This window comes from Rhodococcus sp. NPDC055112, from assembly GCF_053607505.1.
Genome location: NZ_JBSGTR010000003.1, coordinates 1 through 26,608, shown reverse-complemented (window position 1 = coordinate 26,608; position 26,608 = coordinate 1). Strand labels below are relative to the sequence as shown.

General features: G+C 69.4%; 22 protein-coding genes. 10 read left to right on the top strand and 12 right to left on the bottom strand.

From position 1 onward, the window contains the following. Nucleotides 1-546 precede the first annotated feature (546 nt). The 5 genes from ACWFRB_RS02815 to ACWFRB_RS02795 all read left to right on the top strand — a co-directional run bounded on the left by ACWFRB_RS02815 (nucleotide 547) and on the right by ACWFRB_RS02795 (nucleotide 6,020). Nucleotides 547-2,070 (top strand): acyl-CoA synthetase, encoded by a 1,524-nt coding sequence (locus ACWFRB_RS02815; protein WP_452638677.1) that lies wholly within the window; start codon nucleotides 547-549, stop codon nucleotides 2,068-2,070. Nucleotides 2,071-2,244: 174 nt separating this feature from the next. Then, nucleotides 2,245-2,937, top strand: a complete 693-nt coding sequence (locus ACWFRB_RS02810) for an ABC transporter permease (RefSeq protein WP_179800705.1) — start codon at nucleotides 2,245-2,247, stop codon at nucleotides 2,935-2,937. Beyond that, entirely contained in the window at nucleotides 2,934-4,196 is a 1,263-nt protein-coding gene (locus ACWFRB_RS02805) for an ABC transporter ATP-binding protein (RefSeq protein WP_209927124.1), read from the top strand. Before ACWFRB_RS02810 ends, ACWFRB_RS02805 begins: the two co-directional genes overlap by 4 nt. 104 nt (nucleotides 4,197-4,300) lie before the next feature. Continuing rightward, nucleotides 4,301-5,017 (top strand): ABC transporter permease, encoded by a 717-nt coding sequence (locus ACWFRB_RS02800; protein WP_077043810.1) that lies wholly within the window; start codon nucleotides 4,301-4,303, stop codon nucleotides 5,015-5,017. 49 nt (nucleotides 5,018-5,066) lie between these two features. Beyond that, nucleotides 5,067-6,020, top strand: coding sequence for a glycine betaine ABC transporter substrate-binding protein (locus ACWFRB_RS02795; protein WP_452638824.1), 954 nt, complete (start codon nucleotides 5,067-5,069; stop codon nucleotides 6,018-6,020). Nucleotides 6,021-6,164: 144 nt separating this feature from the next. On the opposite strand, the gene ACWFRB_RS02790 is transcribed toward ACWFRB_RS02795, so the two are convergent. The 7 genes from ACWFRB_RS02790 to ACWFRB_RS02760 all read right to left on the bottom strand — a co-directional run bounded on the left by ACWFRB_RS02790 (nucleotide 6,165) and on the right by ACWFRB_RS02760 (nucleotide 14,786). Continuing rightward, complete coding sequence (locus ACWFRB_RS02790) at nucleotides 6,165-6,827, bottom strand: hypothetical protein (protein WP_452638675.1); 663 nt, start codon at nucleotides 6,825-6,827, stop codon at nucleotides 6,165-6,167. Nucleotides 6,828-6,858: 31 nt separating this feature from the next. After that, nucleotides 6,859-10,362 carry an RHS repeat-associated core domain-containing protein gene (locus ACWFRB_RS02785; RefSeq protein WP_452638673.1) on the bottom strand — a complete coding sequence of 1,168 codons (3,504 nt, stop codon included), beginning with the start codon at nucleotides 10,360-10,362 and terminating at the stop codon, nucleotides 6,859-6,861. 71 nt (nucleotides 10,363-10,433) lie between these two features. After that, nucleotides 10,434-10,697, bottom strand: coding sequence for a hypothetical protein (locus ACWFRB_RS02780; protein ID WP_452638671.1), 264 nt, complete (start codon nucleotides 10,695-10,697; stop codon nucleotides 10,434-10,436). Nucleotide 10,698: 1 nt separating this feature from the next. After that, entirely contained in the window at nucleotides 10,699-12,495 is a 1,797-nt protein-coding gene (locus ACWFRB_RS02775; protein WP_452638670.1) for a putative T7SS-secreted protein, read from the bottom strand. After that, complete coding sequence (locus ACWFRB_RS02770) at nucleotides 12,479-13,117, bottom strand: hypothetical protein (RefSeq protein ID WP_452638669.1); 639 nt, start codon at nucleotides 13,115-13,117, stop codon at nucleotides 12,479-12,481. Before ACWFRB_RS02770 ends, ACWFRB_RS02775 begins: the two co-directional genes overlap by 17 nt. Further along, nucleotides 13,114-13,485: an SseB family protein gene (locus tag ACWFRB_RS02765; RefSeq protein WP_452638668.1), complete on the bottom strand. Its 372-nt coding sequence runs from the start codon at nucleotides 13,483-13,485 to the stop codon at nucleotides 13,114-13,116. Before ACWFRB_RS02765 ends, ACWFRB_RS02770 begins: the two co-directional genes overlap by 4 nt. Before the next feature lie 107 nt (nucleotides 13,486-13,592). Beyond that, nucleotides 13,593-14,786 (bottom strand): PucR family transcriptional regulator, encoded by a 1,194-nt coding sequence (locus tag ACWFRB_RS02760; protein WP_452638666.1) that lies wholly within the window; start codon nucleotides 14,784-14,786, stop codon nucleotides 13,593-13,595. A 179-nt stretch (nucleotides 14,787-14,965) separates the two neighbouring features. Here ACWFRB_RS02760 and ACWFRB_RS02755 point away from each other — a divergent pair, with 179 nt between their 5' ends. Further along, on the top strand, nucleotides 14,966-16,684 hold the full coding sequence (locus ACWFRB_RS02755; protein WP_452638665.1) for an aldehyde dehydrogenase family protein: 1,719 nt from the start codon (nucleotides 14,966-14,968) through the stop codon (nucleotides 16,682-16,684). A 68-nt stretch (nucleotides 16,685-16,752) separates the two neighbouring features. Next, nucleotides 16,753-18,345, top strand: coding sequence for a GMC family oxidoreductase (locus ACWFRB_RS02750; protein WP_452638664.1), 1,593 nt, complete (start codon nucleotides 16,753-16,755; stop codon nucleotides 18,343-18,345). A gap of 21 nt (nucleotides 18,346-18,366) precedes the next feature. Here ACWFRB_RS02750 and ACWFRB_RS02745 read toward each other — a convergent pair whose 3' ends face one another. Beyond that, a complete protein-coding gene (locus ACWFRB_RS02745) occupies nucleotides 18,367-19,515 on the bottom strand; it encodes an acyl-CoA dehydrogenase family protein (protein ID WP_452638662.1) in 1,149 nt (382 codons plus the stop codon). A gap of 168 nt (nucleotides 19,516-19,683) precedes the next feature. On the opposite strand from ACWFRB_RS02745, the gene ACWFRB_RS02740 reads away from it, so the two are divergent. Together ACWFRB_RS02740 and ACWFRB_RS02735 are read left to right on the top strand one after the other, a co-directional pair. Continuing rightward, nucleotides 19,684-20,469, top strand: a complete 786-nt coding sequence (locus tag ACWFRB_RS02740) for an enoyl-CoA hydratase/isomerase family protein (RefSeq protein ID WP_452638660.1) — start codon at nucleotides 19,684-19,686, stop codon at nucleotides 20,467-20,469. 63 nt (nucleotides 20,470-20,532) lie between these two features. Then, entirely contained in the window at nucleotides 20,533-21,114 is a 582-nt protein-coding gene (locus tag ACWFRB_RS02735; protein WP_452638659.1) for a TetR/AcrR family transcriptional regulator, read from the top strand. A gap of 10 nt (nucleotides 21,115-21,124) precedes the next feature. On the opposite strand, the gene ACWFRB_RS02730 is transcribed toward ACWFRB_RS02735, so the two are convergent. Further along, complete coding sequence (locus ACWFRB_RS02730) at nucleotides 21,125-23,167, bottom strand: CocE/NonD family hydrolase (RefSeq protein WP_452638657.1); 2,043 nt, start codon at nucleotides 23,165-23,167, stop codon at nucleotides 21,125-21,127. A 189-nt stretch (nucleotides 23,168-23,356) separates the two neighbouring features. Next, nucleotides 23,357-23,827 (bottom strand): MarR family winged helix-turn-helix transcriptional regulator, encoded by a 471-nt coding sequence (locus ACWFRB_RS02725; protein ID WP_452638655.1) that lies wholly within the window; start codon nucleotides 23,825-23,827, stop codon nucleotides 23,357-23,359. 82 nt (nucleotides 23,828-23,909) lie between these two features. On the opposite strand from ACWFRB_RS02725, the gene ACWFRB_RS02720 reads away from it, so the two are divergent. Beyond that, nucleotides 23,910-25,040, top strand: coding sequence for an epoxide hydrolase family protein (locus ACWFRB_RS02720; protein ID WP_452638653.1), 1,131 nt, complete (start codon nucleotides 23,910-23,912; stop codon nucleotides 25,038-25,040). 8 nt (nucleotides 25,041-25,048) lie between these two features. Here ACWFRB_RS02720 and ACWFRB_RS02715 read toward each other — a convergent pair whose 3' ends face one another. Beyond that, on the bottom strand, nucleotides 25,049-25,501 hold the full coding sequence (locus ACWFRB_RS02715) for a MaoC/PaaZ C-terminal domain-containing protein (protein ID WP_452638651.1): 453 nt from the start codon (nucleotides 25,499-25,501) through the stop codon (nucleotides 25,049-25,051). Between the two features lie 94 nt (nucleotides 25,502-25,595). After that, nucleotides 25,596-26,531: an ABC transporter substrate-binding protein gene (locus ACWFRB_RS02710; RefSeq protein WP_452638650.1), complete on the bottom strand. Its 936-nt coding sequence runs from the start codon at nucleotides 26,529-26,531 to the stop codon at nucleotides 25,596-25,598. Nucleotides 26,532-26,608: the final 77 nt, after the last annotated feature.

The window sequence follows — 26,608 nt, the reverse complement described above, 5'->3', positions numbered from 1 at the left end:
CCGCCGTCCTCACCACCGAAGGCGGCAAGCAGCACACCACGGCAGCACACACCGTCACCATCACCGCTGCGGGCGGCCCAAATCCGCAGAACCCCGGTGGCACCGGCTCACTCGGAAGTAGCACCGGCAGCGGCTCACTCGGAAGTAGCTGACCTCCCCCGCCCCGCGGGTAGTGGCATCCGGTACGGACCACCCCGCGGGGCACCTGTTCCAACGGCCGTCGGGATAGTGCTCTGACACTGCGCGCTCGAAGGCCGTTGAGTGTGTGCCGTCCGCCACCGGGTGTCCTCCTGAAGGCGGACGGCACACACTGCCCTCGCGTGCCCCGGACGGGCGCGGCGGCTCGCGCAATAGCAGTGCGGGTGTGACGGTCATGTCCCGAGTCTGTGCACGGCCACTTGGTGACGACTTGGTGCGGACTGACCGGTGCCGGTACCTGGGGGTTCCTCCGCCCCCGGCGCCCGGACGAGTGCGTGTCCTGGGCCACAATCTGAGCAGAAAAGCAACCCCTATCGCGATAGTTGGACGTCCGATAGCCTGACGTCCATGAGTCAGGATCCGCGCACCAACACCGTCGACGGCGTGCTCCGCCGCTCGGCCGCCAAGTTCCCCGATCGCACCGCGCTGACCTTCGACGGTCGCAGCCGGACCTACCGCGAACTCGACGACGCGGTGACCCGCGCGGCCGGCCACCTGCTGGCGCTCGGCCTCGCGCCGGGCGACCGCGTGGCGGCGTACGGCACCAACTCCGACGCCTACGTCATCGGCTTCCTCGCGTGTGCCCGCGCGGGCCTGGTGCACGTGCCGGTGAACTACGCCCTCAAGGGCGAGGAACTGACCTACCTGGTGTCGCAGTCCGGGGCGCGGGCCGTCCTGGTCGACCCCGCCCTGCGCGGCACCCTCGACTCGGTGCGCGACGCCCTGGCGATCGAGCACGTGCTGCCGCTGCGCGACGCCGACGGCTCGCTGCTCGAGCTCAGCGGCACCGGCGAGGTGCAGGCACTGGAGCCGCAGGCCGCCTCCACCGATCTGGTGCAGCTGCTCTACACCTCGGGAACCACCTCGAAGCCCAAGGGCGCCATGATGACTCACTGCGCGCTGGTGCACGAGTACGTCTCGTCGGTGATCGCGCTCGGCCTGTCCGCCGACGACAACCCGCTGGTCTGCATGCCGCTGTACCACTCCGCGGGCATGCACGTGTTCACGATCCCCTACCTGTCCGTGGGTGCGACGGTGAATCTGATGGCGGCGCCGGACATCCCGGAGATCCTGCGCCGGATCGAGGCCGAGAAGATCGGCTCGCTGTTCCTCGCGCCGACCGTGTGGGTGCCGCTGGCGAACCACCAGGACCTCGAGACCCGCGACCTGTCCTCGCTCACGAAGGCGCAGTACGGCGCCTCGATCATGCCGGTCACCGTGCTCAACCGACTGCGCGAGCGCTACCCGAACCTCGGCTTCTACAACTGCTTCGGGCAGTCCGAGATCGGCCCGCTCGCGACCGTGCTGCAGCCCGAGGAGCACGAGGCCCGGCCGTCCTCGTGCGGGCGCGCGGTGTTCTTCGTCGAGACCCGGGTGGTCGACGCCGAGGGCAACGACGTCCCCGACGGCGAGTCCGGCGAGGTGCTGTACCGGTCGCCGCAGCTGTGCCAGGGCTACTGGGAGAACCCGGAGGCGACGGCGGAAGCGTTCCGCGACGGCTGGTTCCACTCCGGCGACCTGGTCACCCGCGACGCCGAGGGCTTCATCACCGTGGTCGACCGCATCAAGGACGTCATCAACACCGGCGGCATCCTGGTCGCCTCCCGCGAGGTCGAGGACGCCGTCTACACCCACCCGGCGGTCGCCGAGGTCGCGGTGATCGGCACCCCGGACGAGAAGTGGATCGAGGCGATCACCGCCGTCGTGGTGCTGCGCGAGGACCACGAGCCGGTGACGGCCGAGGCCCTGATCGGGCACGTGAAGGAGCGGATCGCGCCGTTCAAGGTGCCTAAGAACATCCAGTTCGTCGACGCGTTGCCGCGGAACCAGAGCGGGAAGCTGCTCAAGCGGGAGCTGCGGACGGGGGCGTAGGGCTGAAACTCCCGGGATCGCGTTCCAGCGGTCCTACGCCGTCAAGTCGTGATGCGCGGCTGAACCTCAGCAGACCGCAACGGCGCCCCAACCCTCGGTTGGGGCGCCGTTGCGTGTTCAAAACCTGACACGCCACGTTTCGCGTTTCTTTGCGCGGAGGCCGACCTGCGAGCAATGTGGTGGTCGGCGGGTGTGCGGACGGAGGTGTCGCCGGTGGACTTTCAGGCCTGGTGGGACTTTGTGTTCGCGCGACGCAGCCAACTGGTCACCGATTCCTACCTCCATGTGAGCGCAGTCGTGCAATCGATCGTGATCGCGACGATCATCGCCGTCGGCATCGGCATCATGGTTTACCGCAGCCCGATCGGATCCGCGGTGGCCACCGGACTGGCCAGCACCATCCTCACCGTGCCCTCGTTCGCGTTGTTGGGTCTGCTCATCCCGATTCTCGGCCTCGGCGTGCGCCCGACCGTCACCGCACTGGTGCTCTACGGCCTGCTGCCGATCATCCGCAACACCATCATCGGTCTCGCCTCGGTGGACCCGGCCATCACCGACGCCGCGCGTGGGGTCGGGATGAACCGCCTTCGCGTGCTCGGGCGGATCGAGATGCCGCTGGCCTGGCCCTCGATCCTGGCCGGCATCCGGGTGAGCACCCAGATGCTGATGGGCATCCTGGCGATCGCTGCCTACGCCAAAGGCCCGGGCCTCGGCAACCTCATCTTCTCGGGCCTGTCCCGCGTGGGCAGCCCGACCGCGGTTCCGCAGGCACTGACCGGCACCGTGCTCATCGTCGTCCTGGCCCTGGTCCTGGACGGGCTCTACGTCCTGCTCGGCCGACTCACCACCTCGAGGGGGATCCGGTGACCGACACCGCGTCGCGCAAGGGCACCGCCGCGCACCACGACCACACCCACGGGGTCGAGATCGTCCTCGACGACGTGGTCAAGCGCTACCCCGGGCAGGTGGACGCCGCGGTCGACCACGTCTCGATGACCATCCCCGCCGGCGAGACCGTAGTGTTCGTCGGACCCTCCGGGTGCGGGAAGACCACCACCATGCGGATGATCAACCGGCTGATCGAGCCGTCGTCGGGACGGATCACCATCGGCGGCAAGGACGCATTGTCGATCGACCCCGACCAACTGCGCCGCGGCATCGGCTACTCCATCCAGCAGGCGGGCCTGTTCCCGCACCTGACGGTCGCCAAGAACGTCGCGACCGTGCCCGGCCTGATCGGGTGGGACCGCAAACACATCGCCGAACGCACCGACGAGATGCTCGACCTCGTCGGCCTCGACCCCGACACCTACCGGGACCGGTATCCGCGACAGCTGTCCGGCGGTCAGCAGCAGCGGGTCGGGGTGGCCCGCGCGCTGGCGGCGGACCCACCGGTGCTGCTGATGGACGAGCCGTTCGGCGCCGTCGACCCGATCACTCGGGGCCTGCTGCAGGACGAGCTGATGCGACTGCAGTCCGAGCTCGGCAAGACCATCGTCTTCGTCACTCACGACTTCAACGAGGCCGTCAAGCTCGGCGACCGAATTGCGGTGCTGGGTAGCCAGTCTCACATCATGCAGTACGACACCCCGGAGGCGATCCTGGCGAACCCCGCCAACGACATGGTCGCCGGGTTCGTCGGGGCCGACGCCTCCCTCAAGCAACTGACCCTGAGCCGGGTCCGGGACGTGCGGCTGATCGAATGCCCGACCGCCCACGAGGACGGTTCCGTCGACGAGATGCGCCGGGCCCTGCTCGCCCGCCGACGGCAATGGGGCCTGATCCTCGACGCCCGCAACCGCCCGGTCCGCTGGGTCTCCCCCGCGCACCTTGCCACCGTGGACTCGCTGCGCGACGTGGGTGATCCGGTCGGCGAGATCCTTTCGGTGCAGTCCACGCTGCAGGACGCCCTCGAGGCCCTGCTCGCAGAGTCCAGCGCGTCCACGGTCGTGACCGGACGTCGCGGCGAGTACGTCGGCCTCATCACCATCGACACCCTGGTGGAGAACCTGCGCCAGCTGCGCGACGAGCACGCGGACGACCACGACGACCTTTCCGACCCGGGCCCCAGCGCGCTCGACGAGCCCGGTGGGGCGCAGCGCGCTCCCGAGGAACTGGCCCCGTGAGCACCGAGACGTCCCCGCGGGGCCCCGCGCCGGGCGGGGGCGTCGCCGCCACCGATGTGGCCGTCGTCGACCACGCCGCGGCCGCCGACCGCCGCGCCGAACGGATGCGCCTGCTCGCCCAGCCGGTGCTGGTTCTCCTGCTGACCGGTGGGGTCCTGGCGTGGGCGTTCAGCCGCGACCTGAACGCCACCCAGCAGGCCAGCATCAGCGTGGCCAATCTGGCGACCCTGACCTGGCAGCACGTGCTGATCACGGTCGCCGTGGTGGTGATCGTGGTGGCATTGGCGGTACCCCTGGGCACGCTGCTCACCCGGCCGGGCTGGACCCGGCTGGCACCGGTGTTCGTCGGCATCGCGAACATCGGTGCCGCCGCCCCGGCCATCGGCCTGTTGGTGCTCTTCTACCTCGCCACCCGCACCACCGGGTTCTGGATCGGGGTGCTGCCGATCGCCTTCTACTCGCTACTTCCGGTTCTGCGCAACACGATCCTCGGCTATCAGCAGGTGGATCCCACGCTGATCGACGCGGGCCGCGGCCAGGGCATGTCGGCGCGCACCGTACTCCGCCGCGTCGAGTTCCCGATGGCGGTTCCGTACATCCTGGCCGGCCTGCGGACCTCGCTCGTACTGGCGGTCGGCACGGCCACCCTGTGCTTCCTGGTCAGCGCCGGCGGGCTCGGCGTCCTGATCGACACGGGGTACAAATTGCGCGACAACGTGACCCTGGTGGTGGGTGCCGTACTCGCGGTCTCGCTGGCCCTGCTCGTCGACTGGCTCGGCGCCCTCGCCGAGGTCTACCTCGGCCCGAAGGGATTGCGTTGACATGGCCGGACGCCGGAAGCTCCTGCTGCGTAAGGTCGCAGCGTTCGCGATGGTCGCGGCGACTGCCGTCACGCTCGCCTCCTGTGGGCTCGAGTCCGGCGGCGCGCTGCCCCTAAAGGTCGGCCCGGGCAGCATCACTCCTGTCCCCGAGCTCGAGGGCGCCCCGATCACGGTGGGCTCCAAGGACTTCACCGAGCAGATCATCCTCGGGTACATCATCGAGTTCGCCTTGTCCGCGGCCGGCGCGGACATCCGCGACCTCACCAACATCCAGGGCTCCAATAGCACCCGCGACGCGCAGGTCCACGGCCAGATCGACCTCACCTACGAGTACACCGGCACCGGCTGGATCAACTACCTGGGACACGAGCACCCGATCCCCGACCCCACCGCACAATTCGAGGCGGTGCGCGACGAGGACCTCGCCCGTAACGGCCTGGTGTGGACCGACCCCGCGCCGATGAACAACACCTACGCCCTGGCCACCAGCCGAGCCACCGCGGAGGCCACCGGGGTGCGGACGCTCTCCGAGTACGCGGATCTGGTCAAGCGTGACCCGGCCGCGGCGACCACCTGCGTCGAGACCGAGTTCAACGTCCGCCAGGACGGCTATCCAGGTATGGCCGCGGCCTACGACTTCGATCCGACCAAGGCGCAGAAGCAGATCCTGCAGACGGGCATCATCTACCAGGCCACCGCGGACGGCACTCAGTGCAAGTTCGGCGAGGTGTTCACCACCGACGGCCGGATCATCGCGCTGGACCTGGTCCTGCTCGACGACGACCGCTCCTTCTTCCCGAAATACAATCCGGCACTGATCATGCGTGAGGGATTCGCGCAGGCGCACCCGCAGGTCGCGGAGGTGATGGCGCCGGTCTCCGCGGAGCTGACCGACCAGGAGATAACCGAGCTGAACCGCCGCGTCGAGGTCGAGGGCCAGGAGCCGGCCGACGTGGCCCGAGCGTGGTTGGTGGACAAGGGTTTCGTCACCGCTGCCGACTGACCCGCCTACTCGGGCCACCGTTTTGACCTGCCCGGACAAGAGCGAAGAAGCATCGACGCCCTCGAGTGCGAGTAACGCCTGCGCGCGTTGGTCCTCCCGGGAAAGAAGAAACCGCACACATTACGAACCACAAATTGACTCATATCAGGACTCAATACCATCACTGGACAACCAGCGCTCGACACCCGATTGAATGCCATCGAGAACTTGGTCATCCGCGTAGACATCGATGCCGACAACCCGATCGTCAAATGACCCAAATCCTCGAATCAGCGTCCCATCTTCCGGAAGCAACGGAACGAAGTGACTCACCAGTGAGTTGCCATCGACAGATACCTGGCGAACGTCCTCGATCGAGGAAACAAGATCACCGAGAACGAACCCTGAAGGCACCAGAAGGAGAACGGCCGGGCGTTCGCGAGTGATCTCAATAGCAGCGCCAAAGTCCGCAGCGTCGGTCACCAACCAGCCACCGAATTGCAACAGCTCGTCGGTTCGATCCAACTGAAAGTCTTGCCGATCGCCGGACGGCAGGACTGCACCGTTATTCTCCCAACGATTCCATAGTGATTCACGTTTCATTGTGAGAGCGCCAAGCCGATTGAAGGGCGCAAGGGGTTGAGAGGCTCCGACGAGAATCAGTTGGCCTGCGAGCAGAGAAGGCACAGCGTTGCTCAGCGTACCGGCGGCGATGGCGACAGCGGCCGGGATCGTCTCTGACCCCACTCGACGAACTTCAATCCCGACAACACCAAATCGTGAATCGTCGCCAGCAGTTCCTTCGAGAAGAGGAACTGATTCGGCCACTGCTCGATTCAGTGAGATTCTCTCGCCATCACTAGTCATAGTGATCGCCGTTCGGTGTGTTGAAGTGCGGCCCGCGGTTCTGTGTCGGGTCGTCGACAAAGATATGCCCTTGGGCATCGTCTCGGATGAACGTCGTCTGCGTGCCCCCACCTGGAATCGGCACGTCAAAGATGTAGTTCCGGCCAGGTTGCAGGACGCCCCTGCGGTCGAAATTCGGCTCAACCGCAGATGGCTGTTGACTAACAGGGATGCCGAGGTCTCGCTTCGCCTGGTTGAATGCGCCATCCCGACCCGCGCTCTCAGGAGACATGTTCGGGGGACGGTTACCGCGGCAAGGTTCCGGCACCAACCCCAGCGGATCGGTCCACCCCGTCGGATTGTGCGGGTACGCACTCGGATTCGCCGCCGGCGCCAGCCCAAGCGGATCCTGCGTGACATACCGGGCGGTGGCGGGGTCGTAGTAGCGGTGCAGGTTGTAGTGCAGGCCGGTCTCGTCGTCGTGGTACTGGCCGGGGAACCGCAGCGGCGTCGACGCACCGTCCCACCTCGTCCGGCCCCACAGATCCGAAGTCGCGGACCCGGCGACGTCGACCGCGTCCGGGTCGATCAGCTCCACCGGGGTGCCCACGAGGTCGGTGACGATCGCGTAGAACTCGGCGTCCACGTCGCCCTGGCTCGACGCCTGGGTCAACGGAGTGAAGGTGCCGGGGCGGTAATTCCAGGTGGTGACCGCCTCGCCCAGCCGCTGCTCCACGAGCTGCGTGCCGTCCCAGGCGTACCGCGTGGACTCGAGCACCGCGCCGTCGTCTCCGAGCCGCGATTTGGTGGTTCGGCGACCGAGCGCGTCGTAGGTGTACCGCCAGCGCTGACCGTCCGGGGTGATCGCCTCGACGAGCTGGTCGAAGGCGTTGTAGCTGTAGTGCCAGACGTCCGGCTTCCGCGATAACCGGGTGGTGGTCTTGCGGATCAGCCGCCCCGCCGCGTCGTAGCGATACCGGGTGCGGCCGTCTCGAATCAGCAGGTTGCCGCGGCACTCGCGCCGGTCCCATTCCTGCCCGGCCGGCCCCGCCGCGGTGATGTTGCCGAGGCCGTCGTAGGCGTAACCCTCAGCCGCGGAGCCATTCTGGGCGACGGCGGTCACCCGCCCCACCGGGTCGAGGGTGTAGTCGCGGCGCAGCGTCGCGTCCGGGCGCACGGTGGTGTGATCGGCGAGGTAGCCGTCCGACCGGTAGCCGTAGGCGTCCTCCCGGAGCAGTGTCGGAGTCGAGGCCGGACCCGGGCCGAGCCCCAGGTTCAGCGCCGATGTCGGGCGTGCGATCACCGACTGGGCGGCGAGCTGCCCGCGCGCCGTGTGGGTGTGCTCGACCGCGAGCTCGCCGACCCGCCACCCCGTCATCGCGCCGCGCGCGTCGTGGGTGAAGTCGAGGCGGTGCCCGTCGGTGGTCAACGCCGCCAGCCGCCCGGCCGGGTCCCAGCGCCAGGTGGTGTCTCCCCCTCCGGGCGAGATCCTTCGGGTTCGCCGCCCCGCGAGGTCGTGCTCGAAGCGCAGCGCCAGCTCGTCGTCCACCGTCTGCAACGCCAGCGCGCCGGTCGCGGTGTACTCGAAATCGGCGGTGTGGGTAGCGGTCTCGCCGGTTCCCGACTCGCCCACCGTGAGCCGCCCGGCCAGGTCGTGCCCGAACCGGAGGTACTCCCCCGTGTCGGCCCGCACTGCGGTGAGCCGGCCCAGGACGTCGTAGGTGTTGGTGCGGATGACGCCGGTCGGCGTCGTCACCGTCGCCACCCGGCCCATCGCGTCGTGGGTGTACGCGGTGGTGGCGCCGGTGAAGTCGGTCTCCGACACCAGCCGCCCCGCGCGGTCGTAGCGGTAGCTCCAGGTATCGCCGAGCGGGTTGGTGACCGCGGTCAGGCGGCGTTCGGTGTCCCAGGCGTAGCGGGTCACGGACCCGTCGGGATCGGTCCGCGCGGACAGCAGGTCGAAGTCGCCGTATTCGTAGACCGTGCGGGCGCCGCCGGCGTCGCTGTGGGCGAGCAGGTTTCCCTCGCCGTCGTACTCCCACGACTCCTCGGCGCCGTCGGGGTGGGTTCGTCCGATCATCCGGCCGTCCGCCGACCAGCGGTAGCAGATGGTGGCATCGGTGGGGTCGGTGACGGCGACCGGTCGCCCGAATCCGTCCCGCACGATGCGGGTGACCGCACCGTTCGGGTCGGTCACGACCGCGGGCAGCCCGGCCTCGTCGCAATCGATGAAGGTGGTGGCGCCGGTCGGGTCGGTGACCCTCGCCAGCGATCCGCCCGGGTGGTAGCCGTACCCCGTCCGGGCGCCCGCCTCATCGACGATGGCGATCAGGTTGCCGTCGCCGTCCCACTCCCGATTGGTGGTGGTGCCGTCCGGGTTGCGCACCGCGGCGGGTCGTTTCGGCGCGGCGTACTCGACCGCCAGCACGGCGCCGTCCGGTCGGGTTACACGCCCGACGTCGCCGTCGGGCGTGTACAGATACGCGGTGGTCGCGCCGTCGGGCGTGCGCACTTGAAGCGGTTCGCGGCGGGCGTTGTAGTCGGTGTGGGTGTGCGCCCCGGCCGGGTCGACGAGGTCGCGCAGCCGCAGGTCGTTGTCGAAGCCGTGGGTGGTGGCGGCGCCGGTCGAGTCCGTCACGACGGTCATCCGGCCCGCGCCGTCCGGGGTGCCGGTGTAGTCGAACCGGGAGTCGAGGATCCCGGCGGTGCCCTGCTGGAGGACGACGCGTCCCTCGACGTCGTAGGTGTTGACCATCCGGTTGCCGCTGCTGTCGGTCCAGGTCAGCATGCGACCGTCGGCGTCATAGCCGTAGCGGGTGGTGCCGCCGTCGCCCTTGGTGACCGCGACGAGATGCCCCGCCTCGTAGCCGAATCGGCGCACGACCGTGGCGGCGCCGCCGTCTGCGACGACCAGCGCGGTGACCCGGCCGCCCGCGGTCTCGACCACCACGCGGTAGCCGCCGGAGTGGGTGATCTCGGTGGGTGCGCCGTCCGGTCCGTAGCGGAACAGGATGCGGTTGCGGTGTCGGTCGGTGATCGCGCTGATCGCGAGGTTGCCCAGCGCGGAATCGAGTCCGCCCAGCTCCGCCTTGGGGGCGAAGTGCCAGGTGAGGTCGCGGTCCGGATCGTGCACCCGGTAGCCGCCGGTCTCGGTGCGGGTCAGCGGCCAGCGCTGCCCCGATGCGGGCAGCGTCTCGGCGCCGACCTCGGGGTGCGGGTAGCTGAGCATCACGCCGCCCTCGGCGAGGAAGGCGACGCCCGACTCCTCGACCACGATCCGCAGGTCCAGCGTTGCCGACCAGCTGGGCCCGAACCAACGCCCGAACCGGTAGCCGGACCGGTGCCGTCGCCCGAGGACCAGCGGCAGGACGCCGGGCAGGGTGAGATCGGTTTCCGGGAGCAGGTATTCACCGGTCGCGACGTCTACGGGGTCGCGAGCCGCCCAGCTCTGGTCGCTGGTGCGGTCGCTGTCCACACCCGCTTCGTCCGCGGCCTGCTTGGCGCCGGCATCGGCCACCGCGCACTCTTCAAGAGTCAGGTTGCTGGGAGCGTCGAGCTCAGTCGAATCGTCCGAGCATAAGCGATCTATCAAATCGGAGTGCCACGATTCTTACCTGGCTTCATAATGAGGAGATCATCCCTTGTGTGACGTCGACACTCGTCCACGAAACCCCTTGCCTCACCTGGATTCAGCAAGAACCGCTCATACTCATCTGGATTGATCTCGTAATACTCTTCGTAGTCCACGACTCCATTGCTTACCGGGAATGAGACGTAGCGCCTGCCAGATTCCAGTTCAACACCGATAGAGAAGCGTTCATCCCTGAGGACCAGCGTGTCCTTGAACTTCAAGCTAGTTCACTCCCTTTGATTCGAGTTTTGTTGTCGAGTACTGATCCTTGTCGATGTTTCCAGCGTCAATTACAGCCTCCAGGTTTCCATTGGGCAACTTCCCACCTGGTATCCAAAGCTCATTTGCCCCAGCCTCGTTACCTGATGGAACCCTGACATTGAGCTCACCCGGGTCAGCGATGTCAACGCGCACAAGTTGGTTTGAGTCAAGGAAGCCCTCAGGAAGCCCCAGGGCATCCTCGAGCGCGCGTGGATCGCCTCCAGAAGTTCCGATCAAGGCGTCAGCTTCTGCATTGGGCATGACGAAGGCAGTCCCATCCCTCTGCGCAATCCCGTACTTCTCGAGGTTATTCTCCGTAACGAATCGTGTTGCACCATCATCGAACTGCGCAAGATGATGCTCGATGTAGTCGGGCGATAGATACTCCGATGGATCTGGCCGCTCCCCCTTCTCCAAGTCCACGATCCGATCGTGCACTTCCTGAGTCAGGACCTCGTTGTGTGACGTTGAAGCAGGTTCAGTCACCTCTATCGAATGCGATTCTGCCCGCGACGCTTCTGGTGCGACGACATCCGACATGCCGGCAGGCGGCACCTCGGGTGTCGGCACGTGCCTGCCCGCGTCCGCGACCGTGTCGGCCAGCCGTGCCGGCCCGGCGAAATCGCCCGCGGCGTCGACCATCCGCTCGACCGACCTGGCCGCGGCGACGCCGCCGCCGGCACCCGCGGTCGCGGCCGTCAGGATCGCGTCCCCGGTGAGGCTGCCCGCGAACTCGAACGGGTTGTTCAGCGCATCGTCTAGCATCGCGGACACCACGGCGCCGGGATCGGCCGCAGCGACGAACAGCCCGGTGGCCAGGTCCGACATCGCCGCCCCGTACTCGGCGGGGTGCGTCAGGTTGTACTGGTCCGTGGGATTGACCTGGCGAACGAACTGCACGATCCCGGTGAGCCCGGTGAGCAGGCCGGCACCGAAGTTCGTCTTGGCGACCTCCAGCGCATCGGTGGCGTCCGCGAGATTGGCGACCATCCGCTCGGTGAACGGCGGCTCGGTGGGGGCGGCCGCGGTGGCCTGCGACAGCGCGCCCGCGACCTGCCCTGCGACACCGTCGCGCTCGATCCGGGCGCCGCGCAGGAGCTCTCGGGCCCCGTCCTTCATCGCGCTCCAGCTGTCGACGAGCTCGGTGCCCGCCTGTCCGTCGGCGCCGAGCGCGGCGTAGGCGGTCTTCCTCGCGAGCTCCTCCCGCTCGGCCTGCCGCCACAGCTCGACCGCCTCGGCCGCCCGGGCCTGTGCCGCCTCGACCGTGTAGCTCCACGAGGTCAGGCTCCGCCCGGCGGCGCTCATCGCGTCGGCGGCCTCGTGCCACAGGCCCGGCTGCTTGTCGTAGACGGCGTTGAATCCATCTGCGGCCGTGCCGGTCCAACCGGCGGCATCGATCGTGCGCAGCGCGTCGCCGGTAGAGCCGATGCTGCTGGAGAGCTCGTTGAGGGTGGTGGTGGCCTCGGCGATGGCCGCGGGTTCGCCGCGGATCAGTTCCTTCGGCTGCTCGGTCTGGCCGAGCTCGAGCTCGTCGACGGCGCCGCCGGTCAGGCTCGCGACCTGATCGCCGAGATCGGTCAGCGCGTCCGCGACGCCGTCGGCACCGAGCCGCCGGGCCACGCCGGAGGCGGCGTCGAGGCCGGAATCGGCAGCCTGCCCCAGGCTTTCGATGCCCGACTCGACGGCGTCCTCGACGAACTCGCCCGCGCTGTCGATCGCCCCCGTGGCGTCGTCCCAGGTGTCACTGAGCCAGCTCACCGGTTCCCCCTCCCGCCGCGGTCATCTCCGCCGCGCGCTCGGCGGCCCCGGTGTTCCATCCCTGCTCCGCGTCCACCCCGAGGGCGCCGGCGAGCTGCGGCGACACGTTCGCTAACGCCTGCGGCGCAACCTGTTCGATCACCTCGTTGTTGGCCTGGATCGTCTGCGCCGCCGCCGCGAAGGACTCCGCGCTGTAGTCCGGGTTGAGCACGTGGTTGACGGGGTTGTCCGCGAGGGTGTCCTCCCAGCTGCGGTCCGCGATCTCCTCGCCGCTCAGGTGCGGGTTGCCTGCGACGTGGGTCCACATCGTCTTGAAGGTGTCCGAGACCTTCTGCTCCATCTCGTGATACATGCCCGCGTCCAGCTCGAGGACCCGAGCGATCTCGTTGGCCGACTGCACCAGGCTCCGGACGCCCCAGGACCAGCGCTCGGCGAACTCCTCGAGCCCCGACTGCACTTCCTGCTTGCCCGCCTCCATCGGCGAGAGCGCCAGCAACGAGAAGCCTCGCCCGACCGCGGCGGTCTCGCCGATCCCGAGCCCCTCCAGCGATCCGGTGATCGCGGTGATGCCCTGGGCGGCCTGCACCAGCACCTGCGGGTCGACCCCGAGTTCGTCGCTCACGACCGGACCTCGGCGGGCGGGAACGCCATGGGCGACGGACCGGCGATGTCGACGACAACCCCGGTCGGGTTCGGCAGCCCCGGCAGAAGTTCGTCGACGATCCGGTCGCCGAGCAGGGCGCGGAAGGCCCGGCCCTCGCGGTCCCCTCGGGCGGCGAGGTACCGGGCGTACTCGCCCTCGCCGGTGAACGCGCAGATCCAGTCGAGCTCGCAGACGGTGCTGGTGAGCAGCCGGTCGTCGTCCGTCACCGGGATCAGCAGCACCGACGACCGCATCGCGTCGGTCAGCGCCCTCGGTTGGCCGAACCCCTGATAGAACGCGTCGATCTCAGCCAGCAGCGCACTGCAGCCGCCGTCCACCGCCCCCATGAAATCCCCCCGGATTGACTACTGATCCCCCGGACTCCGGGGCCGGCGGACCGGCTTCGGCGTCACTCGGCCCAGAATAGCCGTCTCCGCGCGGTCGTCGCGCGGGCTCACTCCCGCCCGGCGCCGAGCAGCCGGTGGGCGCACAGCCCGACGTACAGCTCGGCGGCGTGCACCGGGTCGGAGAAGTCCCGACCCGTCAGCTCCTGAATCCGGCGCAGTCGGTACAGCACGGTGTTGCGGTGATAGTGCAGCTGCGCGGCCGCGGCCGTCGTCGATCCGCGGGCGGCGAACCAGGCCTCGAGGGTCGACAACAGGTTGCGCTGTTCGTCGGCGGGCAGGGCCAGCACCGGCCCCAGGACCTGACGGACGGCGAGCTGACCGGCATCCGGCTGACGGATCACCAGCAGCGGCACCGGAACCGAGTCGTAGCGCGTCGGGTCGCCCGCGCCGTCGGGCGTGCAGCTCCTGGCCTGCCTGGCCTGCTCCACCGCCTCACCGATGCCGCCCGGCCGAGCGAACCCGCGGCTCACCCCGACGGGTCCGCCGCCGATCTCGCCGAGCGCGGCGAGCGCCGCGTCCAGCGCCGCCTCGGCCGGTGCCCACAGCAGGCCGAGGCGACCGTCGACCTCGGTGTCCCACACCGAGTCGACGCCGACCCCGTTCAGCCTCGATCGCAGCGCGTCCGCCGACGGGCAGGACGCCGAATCCCGCACGGACACAATCAGAAAGGCACCCCGCTCGGGAATCCGGAACGCCCGCACCGCATCCGCAACACCCGCCGGGTTGAGGGCGTGGTTCGCGAACAGGGTCCGGATCAGCCGCCGCCTCGCCTCGGCGTCCTCCCTTGCCCTCGTGTCGGCCGCCTCCCGGTAGGCGTCGGCCGCGGCGTCGGAATAGACATCGACCAGCGCCCAGACCTGCTCGGCCATGTCCAGCAGCCAGCGGCTGGCGCGACCGTCCGACCGCGCCATCAGCTCCTCCCAGATCAGCCGCCCGCCGAGCCGGAACGCGTGCAGCAGCGCGGCCAGCGACACACCCTGTTCCGCCTTCATCCGCCCGGCCGCGCGGGCCGATTCCAGCCGGATCGGTGCGGTGCCGTCGAGGTTCGCGAGCATCGACGAGAGGTTGTCCCAGCACGCGGACCGCAACTGTTCCGGCGTCAGTAGCGACGCGTCGGCGTAGTCCTGCTCGGCGGCCACGATGCGGGCGACCAGTTCGTCGGCGAGCGCGTCCACCGAGGCGCGCATGTCGCGCAGTAGTTCGGTGGGCGAGGGTGGAGCGAGTTCGGGGCTGACGACCATCGCCCCAGGGTAGCCGCCCGGGAGTGATCCACGCCATAGCAATTTGTGCGGTCGCACAAAGAGCCCGCCGACATCGACGCCCTCCGCCTATGGCGCGCGGCGCCGGATGGGACGAGGATCACAGTAGAAGATCCGACGAGTCCGGCCCCCGCCCGACTCGAATCGAACGGAGTTGTCCCGTGTCCGATCACGACCCCGCCAGCACCCACCCGGCCATCGATCAGGCCCTGGCCGACCTCGTCGAGGGCGAGAAGGCCTGGGCAGGTCTGTCCCTTGGCCACCGGCGCCAACTGCTCGACCAGGTCCGCGATCTCACGGTGCAGCACGCGGCCGAATGGGTGGCAGCCGCGGTGCAGATCAAGGGACTCGACCCCGACTCCCCCCTGGTCGGCGAGGAGTGGATATCCGGGCCGTACTCCGTGGCCACCGCCGCGACGGTGCTGTCCGCCAGCCTCGACAAGCTCGAATCCGGTACCAGTCCGCTGACCGACGCCACCTTCGGCACCGCCCCAGGCGGCCGCACCACCGTGCGGGCCCTGCCGATGAACGTCTTCGACAGGCTGCTGCTGAGCGGGTTCAGCGCCGACGTGTGGCTGCAGCCGGGCGTCGATCGTGCGACGGCACAGCGCGAGGCGGGCCTCGCCCAGCTCGATCCGACCCGGACGCAGGGCGTCGGGGTGGTCCTGGGCGCGGGCAACATCACCTCGATCGCGCCGCTCGACACCCTGTACGAACTGTTCGCGCACAACCGCGTCGTCGCGCTCAAGCTCAACCCGATCATGGACCGGATGCTGCCGGTCTTCACCAAGGTGCTCGAGCCGTTCATCGGGATCGGCGCGGTCCGCATCCTGACCGGTGGCGCCGACGTCGGTACCTACCTGACTCGGCATCGGCTGGTCGACCACGTGCACATGACCGGCAGCGCGCTCACCCACGACGCGATCGTCTTCGGCACCGGCGAGGAGGGCGCGCGCCGCAAGGCGGCAGGCGAGCCGGTCCTCGACAAGGGCATGACCAGCGAGCTGGGTGGGGTGTCGCCGACCATCGTGCTGCCCGGCACCTGGAGCCGCGCCGACATCGAGTTCCAGGCCGAGCACATCGCGACGCAGCGCCTGCACAACGGCGGCTACAACTGCATCGCCTCGCAGGTGGTCGTGCTGTCCTCGCGGTGGCCGCAACGCGATGAGTTCGTCGCCGCGCTGCGCGCCGCCGTCGACCGCGCCCCCGCCCGCCCGGCCTACTACCCGGGCAGCGACGACCGAGTCGCCTCGGCCGCGCAGTCCTACCCGAAGGCCGAGCGCCTTGGCCGCCAGGGCGGCCGGGTGCTGGTGTCGGGTCTGCAGCCCGACGAGTTCACCCCGCTGCTGCAGACCGAGTACTTCGGGCCGGTGCTCGGCGTGATCGAGCTGCCGCACGACGGCGAGCAGTTCGCGACCCGCGCAGCCGAGGTGGTCAACGAGCAGTTCGTCGGGACGCTCGGGGTCAACATCATCGCCGAGCCCGGCACCATCGACTCGATGGGGACGCGGTTCGACACGCTGCTCGAGTCGCTGCGGTACGGCACGATCGCGGTCAACGCGTGGACCGGGGTCGGCTACCTCACCCCCGCGGCGACCTGGGGCGCGTTCCCCGGCCACACCCTCAGCGACGTGCAGAGCGGCATCGGGGTGGTGCACAACGCGCTGCTGATCGACCGGCCCGAGCGCACCGTGGTGCGCGGGCCGTTCCGGCCCTCCCCCCGATCGCTGCTGCACCGCGAATGGTCGATCTCGCCGAAGCCGCCGTGGTTCGTCACCAACCGGACCGCGGCAGGCACCGGGCGGCGGCTGACCGAGTTCGCGGGCAAGCCGTCGTGGGCGCGGCTGCCCGCAATCTTCGCGTCGGCGCTGCGCGGCTGAGACCGACGGTTCCGCGCCGCGGCGAGAACCACTTTCCCCCCAACACTTCTCGATGTGGAGATGAACGCATGATCCAGGAATCGTCAGTCGTCGACTACGTCATCGTCGGCGCCGGTTCGTCCGGCGCCACGCTGGCCGGTCGGCTCAGCAACGACCCGCGCACCGAGGTCGTCCTGCTCGAGGCCGGTCCGCGGGACAAGGACAAGTTCATCCACATTCCCGCGGCCTTCTCCAAGCTGTTCCGCAGCGAGGTCGACTGGGACTACCTGACCGAGCCGCAGCCCGGGCTCGGCGGACGCAGCATCTACTGGCCGCGGGGGAAGACGCTCGGCGGTTCGTCGTCGATGAACGCCATGATGTGGGTGCGCGGCTTCGCCGCCGACTACGACGAGTGGGCCGAACTCGCCGACGACTCCTGGTCCTTCGGCAAGGTGGTGGAGTACTTCCGCCGGATCGAGAACGTGGAGGGCGCCGCCACCGACGACGCCGGCACCACCGGCCCGCTGACGGTGAGCAGGCAGCGCTCCCCCCGACCGCTGACCGGCGCCTACCTGGAGGCGGCGCGGGAGACGGGATTCCCGGTGGAGCGCGCGAACACCGCCCAACCCGAGGGCTTCTCACAGACGATGGTCACCCAGAAGCGCGGCGCCCGATGGAGCACGGCCGACGCCTACCTCGCGCCCGCGCGCAAGCGCGCCAACCTGACGGTGCTCACCGAGGCCACCGCGACCCGGGTGCTGTTCGAGGGATCGGCCACCGTCGGGGTCGAGTACGTGCAGGGCGGCGTGCGCCGCACGGTCCGCGCCCGCAGGGAGGTGGTGCTCGCCGGCGGCGCGATCAACACCCCGCAACTGCTGATGCTGTCCGGCATCGGCGACGAGCAGCAGCTGCGCGGGCACGGCATCGCCGTGCGGCACCACCTGCCGGAGGTGGGCCGCAACCTGTCCGATCACCTGGTCTCGATGCTCGGCTACCGCGTCGACTCGGATTCGCTCTTCACCGCCGAGAAACTCCCCGAGCTCGCCAACTACCTGGCGCGACGCCGCGGGATGCTCACCTCGAATGTCGGCGAGGCCTACGGATTCACCCGCAGCCGTGAGGAACTCGCGCTGCCCGACCTGGAGATGATCTTCGCGCCCGCCCCGTTCTTCGACGAGGGCCTGGTACCAGGCACCGAGCACGCCGCGATCCTCGGAACGATCCTGCTCAAGCCGGAGAGCCGCGGCGAGATCACGCTCCGGTCGGCCGACCACGCGGACAAGCCGATCATCGATCCGCGCTACCTCAGCGACGCGGGCGGCGTCGACCGTCGCGCGATGCTCGAGGGCCTGCGGGTGTGCGAGGCGCTGGCCTCCGCCCCGGCGCTGAAATCCCGCCTCGGCGAGATGATCCGGCCCGCCGTGACCTCCCCGACGCCCCTCGAGGAGGTGCTGGCGACCGCCCTCGAGCGCAACTCGCACACCCTCTATCACCCCACGGGCACCTGCCGGATGGGCAAGGACGCGGCCAGTGTCGTCGATCCCGAGCTGCGGGTGCGCGGGGTGGATCGACTGCGCGTGGCGGACGCGTCGATCATGCCGACCATCATCCGCGGCCACACCCACGCGCCGTGCGTGGTGATCGGGGAGAGGGCGGCCGACCTACTCCGGCAGTCGAACTGAGCGGGCCGGCCGGGGCCGGGCCTACAGCGACTTCGCGATGATCCCCTTCATCACCTCGTTGGCCCCGGCGTAGATCTTCTGCACGCGGGCGTCCTCGTACATCCGCGCGATCAGGTACTCGCGCATGTAGCCGTAGCCGCCGTACAGCTGGACGCACCGGTCGATCACCGCGCACTGCTGCTCGGTGAGCCAGTACTTGACCATCGCCGCCTCGGACGGGTCCAGCTCGCCGCGCAGGTGCGACTGGATGCAGTGGTCGAGGAACACCTCGCAGGTGCGCGCGATCGTCTGGCACTCGGCCAGCTCGAAGGCGGTGTTCTGGAACTCGAAGAGGCTGTGCCCGAACGCCTGCCGCGACTTCGTGTACGCGACGGTCTCCTGCACCGCCCGGTTCATCGCGCCCGACGCCTGCGCGCCGATGATCAGCCGCTCCTGCACCAGCTGCGCCAACAGCTGGCCGAAGCCCTGCCCCTCGGTGTCGCCGAGCAGGTTCGACACCGGCACCCGCACGTCGGTGAACGAGAGCTCGGAGGTGTCGGCGCCGTGCTGGCCGACCTTGTCCAGCACCCGCCCGACGACGAACCCGGGGCAGTCGCGCAGGTCGACGATCAGCAGCGACACGCCCTTGGCGCCGGCCTTGGGGTCGGTCTTGACGACGAGCACGATCACATCGGCTGAGGCACCGTTGGTGATGAACGTCTTGGAGCCGTTGACGATGTAGTCGTCGCCGTCACGGATCGCGGTGGTCTTGATGGCCTTGAGGTCCGAGCCCGCGCCGGGCTCGGTCATGCCGATGGCGGCCAGGATCTCGCCGGTCGCCATCCCCGGCAGCCACGTCTTCTTCTGCTCCTCGGTGCCGTACTCGGCGATGTAGTGCGGGACGATGCCGCTGTGCACGGAGATCCCGAAGGCGAGGTCTCCGGCGTAGCCCTGGGCCTCGAAGACCGCGAGGTCGTGCGCGAACGTGCCGCCACCGCCGCCGTATTCCTCCGGGATGGAGCAGCACAGCAGGCCCAGCTCGCCCGCCTTGAGCCACACCTCGCGGTCGATGCGGTGCTGCGCGTCCCACTTCTCGTTGTGCGCCACCACCTCCCGCTCGAAGAATCCGGCCGCGAGCTCGGACAGCGCACGGACCTCGTCGTCGTGCCAGCTGGGGAGGTACTTCTTCACGACGTCGACCGCCTTCTGAGATGTCCGGACCGGGCCGCGTCTGTCGGCCGGTCGCTACTTGGTGCCCATGCTAACGATGCCGGGAGGGACCGTCTGGGCAGCACCGCCCCGCCCGCCGTCGACACTGGAGCCCTTCCCACAAACTGCAACACGTTCTAGCATCCAACGATGAGCCTCCTCATCACCGACGACAAGCGCGTCCGGACGATCACCCTCAACCGGCCGGACGCGCTGAACGCGTTCGACGAGGCGCTCTACGACGCCACCACCGAGGCCCTCCGCGCGGCCGCCGAGGACCCGGACGTCGCGGTGCTGTTGCTCACCGGCAGCGGGCGGGCGTTCAGCGCCGGCACGGACCTGCGGGAGATGCAGGCCCGCACCACCGATCCCGATTTCCGGCCGGGCAAGCACGGATTCCCCGGGCTGCTCGACGCGCTGGTGGAGTTCCCCAAGCCGCTGATCTGCGCGGTCAACGGGATCGGGCTCGGCCTCGGTGCGACGATGCTCGGCTTCGCGGACCTGGCCTTCATGTCGAGCACCGCCAAGCTCAAATGCCCGTTCACCGGCCTCGGCGTCGCGCCCGAGGCGGCCTCGAGCTACCTGATGCCCCGGCTGGTCGGCAGGCAGAACGCGGCCTGGCTGCTGATGTCCTCGGAGTGGATCGACGCCGCGCAGGCCAAGGAGATGGGACTGGTCTGGCGGGTCTGCGAGCCGGACGAGCTGATGGCCGAGGCCCGTCGGCACGCCGAAGTGCTTGCGGCCAAGCCGATCTCCAGCCTGGTCGCGGTCAAGCGCACGATGACCGCGCCGCTGCGGGCGGAGATCGACGCCGCGCGTGAGCGCGAGAACGCGTGCTTCGCCGAGCTGATGGGCGGACCCGCCAACATCGAGGCCCTCACCGCGTTCGCGGAAGGCCGTCAGCCGGACTTCACGGCACTGCCCGCAGGCTGGTGAGCGGGCCGAGCCGGTGGCGTCCCCTTTGCCCGCGGCGTCCCGCTTCCAGTAGCGTCTGGACATGTGTCTAGCGAAGCTAAGTTCGAATCCACTCGCCGGCGCCTGACCGAGCAGCAGGCCGAGACCGTCGACAAGCTGACCGCGGCCGCGGTCGCGGTGCTCCGTGAGCAGGGATTCTCGGGCCTCACCGTTCGCATGGTGGCGGCGGAGGCGGGCGTCGCCGCGGCCACCGCGTACACCTACTTCTCGTCGAAGAGCCACCTGGTCGCGGAGGTGTTCTGGCGGCGCCTGAACGAGGTCCCGCGGGAGGTGCCCACCGACCTCGATCCGGTCGCCCGGGTCTGCCAGGTGCTGCGCGACGTCGCGCTGCTGGTCTCCGACGAGCCGGCCCTGGCCGCGGCGAGCACCACGGCGATCCTGGGCGACGACCCCGACGTCGAGCACCTGCGCCTGCGCATCGGGATGGACATCAGGGGCCGCCTGATCGGCGCCCTCGGCCCTGGGCACGCCCCGGAGGTGCTCGACGCGCTCGAGATCGCGTGGTCCGGGGCGCTCGTCCGGGCGGGCATGGGCTACGAGTCCTACACGCAGATCGCCGACCGGTTGGAGACCACGGCCAAGCTGATCATGGCCGGGCAGAAGTAGCGCCCCACCGCTACCAGGGGCGCGCCCCGACCAGGGGCAGGTTCAGGAAGCTGGGCCGCTCCGGCGACAGCTGCACGTGCTGCGGCCGGTTCTGGCCGTCGGCCATCATCGGACCGAGCGGCAGGTACCGGGGGACGCTGGCGGCGTAGACGTCCACCCGCAGCCGGTGCCCCGGCTTCAGCAGCGCGTCGGTGGGCACCAGGTTGATGTCCACGGGCGTCACCTGACCCGGGATGACGGGCCTGCGCGCGGACACCGTCAGCTTGTGGTGCGGCTCGGTGTAGTCCCCGTTCGCCGACCGCTGGCTCTGCGCATCGTCGACCTCGCGCAGCGACGCGGTGAGGGCACCGTTGGTGAGCGTGGTCGAGGTGCCGTCGGGCGCAACGTCGTTGAGGGTGACCGCCCAGAAGCCGTCGGGGGCGTCGAGGACCGTCTCCAGGTGCAGGTTCACCGGCCCGGACAGTTCGGTCGGCTCCGCGACGGGGGCACTGGTGAACGCGAGCCCCTCGGCCTCCTGGAACCGGGAGTCCTTGCTGCACACCGAGCCCAGGATCACGGTCATGCCAGCGGTGCCCTGCGCGCCGTCGCGGGAGCAGAACCCGCGCAGCCCCGGGGCGGCCGTGAGCCGCGCCGAACTCGGGGGTGTGGTCGCGACGAGGCTGCCGTCGCGGGCCGCGTGGCCCGCGGTCCCGCTCGGCGCATCCGACAGGTACATCCGCTGGTACTCCACGCCCGCGCGGGGGAACTGGTCGGTGGTCGTCCAGCCGTTGCCCTGCTGGTACAGCGTGACAGGGCCGTAGCGGTCGATGCCGTTGTCGGTTCCCTTGAGCCACTTGTCGAACCAGGCCCGCTCGAGGACGTCGAGCCGCGGTGGGGCGCCCGCCTCGCCGAATCCGCCGCCGAAGGTGACGTGGTAGTTGTCGCTCATGATCAGTTGCTTCTGACCGGCGGGCAGCGGAATCGCGTTGTAGACGCGGGGCTCGCTGTTGGCGAAGATGTCATGCCAGGCGCCGTAGAGCATGGTCGGCACCGCGATGTTCTCCACGTTGGCCTTCCGCTCCTGATAGAAGCCGCCGTCCTGCGCCACACGCAGTGTGGTGGGATCGAGATCGTTCACCGTCGGGGCGGTCATCACCTCGCCGAGCTCGGCGATCAGCGTGAGCGGGTCGCGCAACCGGTCCTGCACCCACTGCTGGTCGAACCGCCCCTGCACGAGGGACTGGATGTCGGGAATGAGTTTGGTCCCGTTGACGAGCGCGAGCCACAGTGGCATGAAGCCGACGCCGAGTCCGCCTCCGGTGCCGACGATGTCGCGGATCAGGTCGTTGCCCGGCTCGGCCGGGAAGATCGCCTTCAGTGCGGGCGGGCGGTAGCCGGCGGCCTGCAGGGAGTTGATCCCGGAGTAGGACACGCCCGCCATGCCGACCTTGCCGTTCGACCACGACTGCTTGCTCACCCAGTCGATGATCTCGACGGAATCCTGCTGCTCACGCGGGCCGAGCGTCTGCCACTGTCCCTGGGAGAATCCGGTGCCACGGGTGTCGACGACCACCTGCGTGTAGCCGCTGCGGATGAGGTCCCGGTTCACCGCGAAGACGCGCATGCCGCCGCCGGTGAGCACCTTCGCGGTCTCGCCGACGCCGTCCAGCGGGGTGCCGGCGAGGTCGTAGGAGTTGACCAGGTCGACGAGGGTGTTCTCGAGTCCGGGCACGGCCATCATCGAGTCGACCAGGTTGCTGACCAGCTTGGTGTACGGCGTCACGTTCAGGATCGACGGCATCTTGGTGTCGATCGGCTTGCCCGAGGCGTCCGCGGGGCGATAGACGTTGCCCTTGAGCACCGTCCCGTCGCTCATGGTGATCGGCACGTCCCAGTCGATCGCGACGACCGGGTACTCCGGCCGGGCGTCGGTGGTGGCCAGCCAGTTCGCGCCGTCCGCTCCCCCGCTCGGGTCGGCCGATGCGACGCCGCCCGGCGCGGCGGCGAGGCCGATCGCCAGGGCTCCCGCCAGGGCCAAGGTTCCGGTCCGCGACAGCGACCCTCGTCGAGCCATCCGTGTGCGCATCGTTACTCGAACCCCCCATGGATTCTCCGGTGACGCTCGATCGCCCAGGTGGCCGCCGTCACAAACTTACTGGATAGTAACCACACAGATACCCGCCGTCAATACTGAAGTTAACCTCAATTCACCGCCGACGGGAGCGGCAAAAGCATTGCGCGAGAACATAATTAGCGCCCGGACCTAGGCCCAGCCGGACCCTCGCCGCTCGACCTGATGCTCGACCAGTCGCTCGACGAGCGCGACCAACTCCTCGCGCTCCCCCGCGTCGAGCGGCGCGAGCAGATCCTCCTGAGCCTCGACCGCGAGGGCCCCCAGCCGCCGCTGGCGCCGACCCCCCTCTGGGGTGATCGTGACGATGTTGCGACGCCGGTCCACCGGATCCGGCTCGCGCACGAGATACCCGCCGCCCTCCAATTCGCCCACCACGGCGGCTATGTCGCTGCGGTCGAGGCGGCAGAGGCGGCCGAGCGAGGCCTGACTGAGCGGACCGTGCTCGGCGAGCGCGGACAGCACCGAGTAGTGCCACCGGTGCGCACCGGCCTCGGCCATCCGCTCGTTGAGCAGCCGCTGGGCCTCGATGCCCGCCTGCCCCATCAGCCAGGTCGGCGAGCGTCGCAGCGTGGCAGGCGGGCCGTCATCGATGGACTCCATGCGCACCATCCTAGTAACCGTTGGCGACGCCAACAAGTTCTGTTATCGTTGGCGTCACCAACAATCAAGCCAGGAGGTTCCGATGCCCGACACGACCATCAGCCCGTACCGGATCGACATCCCGCAGTCCGCGCTCGACGACCTGCGCGACCGGTTGGCCCGCACCCGCTGGCCCGACCAGCTCGACGAGGCCGGCTGGGACTACGGCATCCCGCTCGGCCGGATGCGGGAGCTGGCCGACTACTGGCGCGACGGATACGACTGGCGCGCACACGAGGCCACCCTCAACCGCCACCCGCAGTTCGTCACCGAGATCGACGGCGCCACCGTGCATTTCCTGCACGTCCGCTCCCCCGAGCCCGACGCGACGCCGCTGATCCTCACCCACGGCTGGCCGGGCTCGTTCATCGAATTCCTCGACGTCATCGGCCCGCTGTCCGACCCCAGCGCGCACGGCGGCGATCCCGCGGATGCCTTCCACCTGGTGATCCCGTCGATCCCCGGCTTCGGACCGTCCGGCCCGACCCGCGACCGCGGCTGGGACACCGCCCGCGTCGCCCGCGCCTTCGCCGAGCTGATGAACCGGTTGGGGTACGAGCGATACGGCGCGCAGGGCGGCGACTGGGGCTCCGGCGTCTCCCAGCAGCTCGCAATCGTGGCGCCCGAGAACGTGATCGGCGTGCACGTCAACTACCTGCCGCACGGACCCGTCGCGACCGACGGGCTCTCCGACGACGACGCGGCGCGGGTCGAGGTCATCCGAAACTTCCTCGCCAACAGGCCCGGCTACATGCAGATGCAGGCCACCCGCCCGCAGACCATCGCCTACTCCCTGACCGACTCGCCGTCCGGGCAGCTGGCCTGGATCGCCGACAAGGTCCGGGAGTGGACGGACCCGGCGCACCCGCTGCCGGACGACACGCTGCTGACCAACGTCTCGTTGCACTGGTTCTTCGGCACGGCCGGATCCTCGGCGCGGCTGACGTTCGAGTCCGGCGGACCGCGCAGCGACGGACCGACCGGCGTCGCGCCGCTCGGGATGGCGGTGTTCGCGCACGACATCGTCCGTCCGGTCCGCAGCATCTCGGAGAAGGCGCACCCGACGCTCGTGCACTGGAGCGAGTTCGACGAGGGCGGACACTTCGCGGCGCTGGAGGTGCCGGAGCTGCTGGTGGGCGACGTGCGGGCGTTCTTCCTGAGCCTGCGCGGATAAAGGCTGCGTCAGGGCCTGCGGTGCAGGTACAGCTCGGTGAGCAGGCTGAACACCGCCCGGCCCTGATCGTCCGCCAGCTGGCCGGTAGTGGTCACCAGCCCCCGGCCGCGATCGTCCAGTTCGACCTCGTCGATCACCAGCAGGCCGGTGAGCACGTCCCCTGGGCGCACGGGACGCAGGAACCGGACGTCGCGCAGCCCGCGCGCGCCGATCACGCTCCAGTTCCGATAGGCGCCGAGCACCGCGAGCCGCTGGTAGACGGCGGTGGTGTGCATACCGCTGGCGATGAGTCCGCCGAAATAGCCGTCGGCGGCCGCCTCCGCGTCGAGATGGGAGTCCTGCGGATCCCACACGGTCGAGAAGGCCACCATCTCGGCCTCGCCGACGGTGTGCGAGCCGAGATCGATGACGTCGCCGACCAGGAGGTCCTCGGCGTACTTCACCTCGTCCATGAGGTCCATCGTGCCAGGACACCGCCCCGAAGGAGGCGCTTCGCGCCTGTGCGCGGTTGACGAGTGTGGGGACTCGTCAACCGCGCACGGGCGGCGTAGCCGCCTAGACGCGGGCGGCCTCGACGAACTCGCCGATCCACGGCACCACCGCGGCGCGCACGTCGACCGGCCTCGACAGCAGCCCGTTGGCGGCCAACAACTCCCCGGCGCGCTGCTGCTCGTCCAGAAACGCCTCGCTGACCTGGTTCAGGCCGAACGGGCGGCCACGCAGCGCGCGCTCCCAGCGGTCCAGGTCGGCCCGATCGCCGCGGGCGAGCGCATCGTCGACGAAGTACTGCGCGGCCTCGCGCGGGTTGGCCTCGACCCACGCATCGGACTCCTGCAGGGCCGCGATGACCGCCTCGAGCGCCTCGCGGTTGTTCTCCGCGAAATCCCGGCGGGTGAACCACAGCGACGGATGGCTGAACAGCGATTCGGTGTCCACGAGGGTCCGCAGCTCGTGGGACTTCTCGAGCGCCTCGAGGCCCGGGTAGGCCCCGACCCACGCGTCCAGGTCGCCGCGCAGCAGCGCCTCGGAGCCGTCGTTCACGCCGGTGTCGACCGGTTCGACGTCGGCCCAGGTGAGCCCGGCCTGCTCCAGCGCGAACAACAGCAGCGTGGTCTGCCAGGAGCCGTGCGCGATCCCCACCCGCTTGCCCCGAAGGTCGGCGGCGGTCTCGATGCCGGAGCTCGCGAGGGCCACCAGACGGCCGTTCTCCACGCGGGGTCCGGAGATGCCGATGTAGACCACGTCGTGGTCCTTCGCGAGCGCGGTCAGCGGCGGGGTGAAGCCGGTGCCGATGACGTCGTAGCCGCCCTCGGTGAACAGCCAGTCGGAGTGCAGGCTCGGCAGGCCGGTCTTGGGATCCACCGCCTCGGCCTCCGGAAGGGCGCGCAGGTCAACCCATTCCACGTCGGGCAGCGTCCGCTCGAGGATGCCGCGGTGACGCAGGACGAACAGGGAGTTGTTGTGCGGGAAGTAGCCGACGCGAACGGTCATAGAAGTTCTCCTCGAAAAATGGGTTGGGGAGGCGCTTCGCGCCCGTGCGCGGTTGACGAGTGCGGGGACTCGTCAAC

What these genes read in the sequence shown, in the direction of transcription:
- ACWFRB_RS02815 (WP_452638677.1), top strand. Translation starts at nt 547, where the DNA reads ATGAGTCAGGATCCGCGCACCAACACCGTCGACGGCGTGCTCCGCCGC.
- ACWFRB_RS02810 (WP_179800705.1), top strand. Translation starts at nt 2,245, where the DNA reads ATGTGGTGGTCGGCGGGTGTGCGGACGGAGGTGTCGCCGGTGGACTTT.
- ACWFRB_RS02800 (WP_077043810.1), top strand. Translation starts at nt 4,301, where the DNA reads ATGCGCCTGCTCGCCCAGCCGGTGCTGGTTCTCCTGCTGACCGGTGGG.
- ACWFRB_RS02795 (WP_452638824.1), top strand. Translation starts at nt 5,067, where the DNA reads ATGGTCGCGGCGACTGCCGTCACGCTCGCCTCCTGTGGGCTCGAGTCC.
- ACWFRB_RS02765 (WP_452638668.1), bottom strand. Translation starts at nt 13,485, where the DNA reads ATGGGGGCGGTGGACGGCGGCTGCAGTGCGCTGCTGGCTGAGATCGAC.
- ACWFRB_RS02760 (WP_452638666.1), bottom strand. Translation starts at nt 14,786, where the DNA reads ATGGTCGTCAGCCCCGAACTCGCTCCACCCTCGCCCACCGAACTACTG.
- ACWFRB_RS02750 (WP_452638664.1), top strand. Translation starts at nt 16,753, where the DNA reads ATGATCCAGGAATCGTCAGTCGTCGACTACGTCATCGTCGGCGCCGGT.
- ACWFRB_RS02740 (WP_452638660.1), top strand. Translation starts at nt 19,684, where the DNA reads ATGAGCCTCCTCATCACCGACGACAAGCGCGTCCGGACGATCACCCTC.
- ACWFRB_RS02730 (WP_452638657.1), bottom strand. Translation starts at nt 23,167, where the DNA reads ATGGCTCGACGAGGGTCGCTGTCGCGGACCGGAACCTTGGCCCTGGCG.
- ACWFRB_RS02725 (WP_452638655.1), bottom strand. Translation starts at nt 23,827, where the DNA reads ATGGAGTCCATCGATGACGGCCCGCCTGCCACGCTGCGACGCTCGCCG.
- ACWFRB_RS02720 (WP_452638653.1), top strand. Translation starts at nt 23,910, where the DNA reads ATGCCCGACACGACCATCAGCCCGTACCGGATCGACATCCCGCAGTCC.
- ACWFRB_RS02715 (WP_452638651.1), bottom strand. Translation starts at nt 25,501, where the DNA reads ATGGACCTCATGGACGAGGTGAAGTACGCCGAGGACCTCCTGGTCGGC.
- ACWFRB_RS02710 (WP_452638650.1), bottom strand. Translation starts at nt 26,531, where the DNA reads ATGACCGTTCGCGTCGGCTACTTCCCGCACAACAACTCCCTGTTCGTC.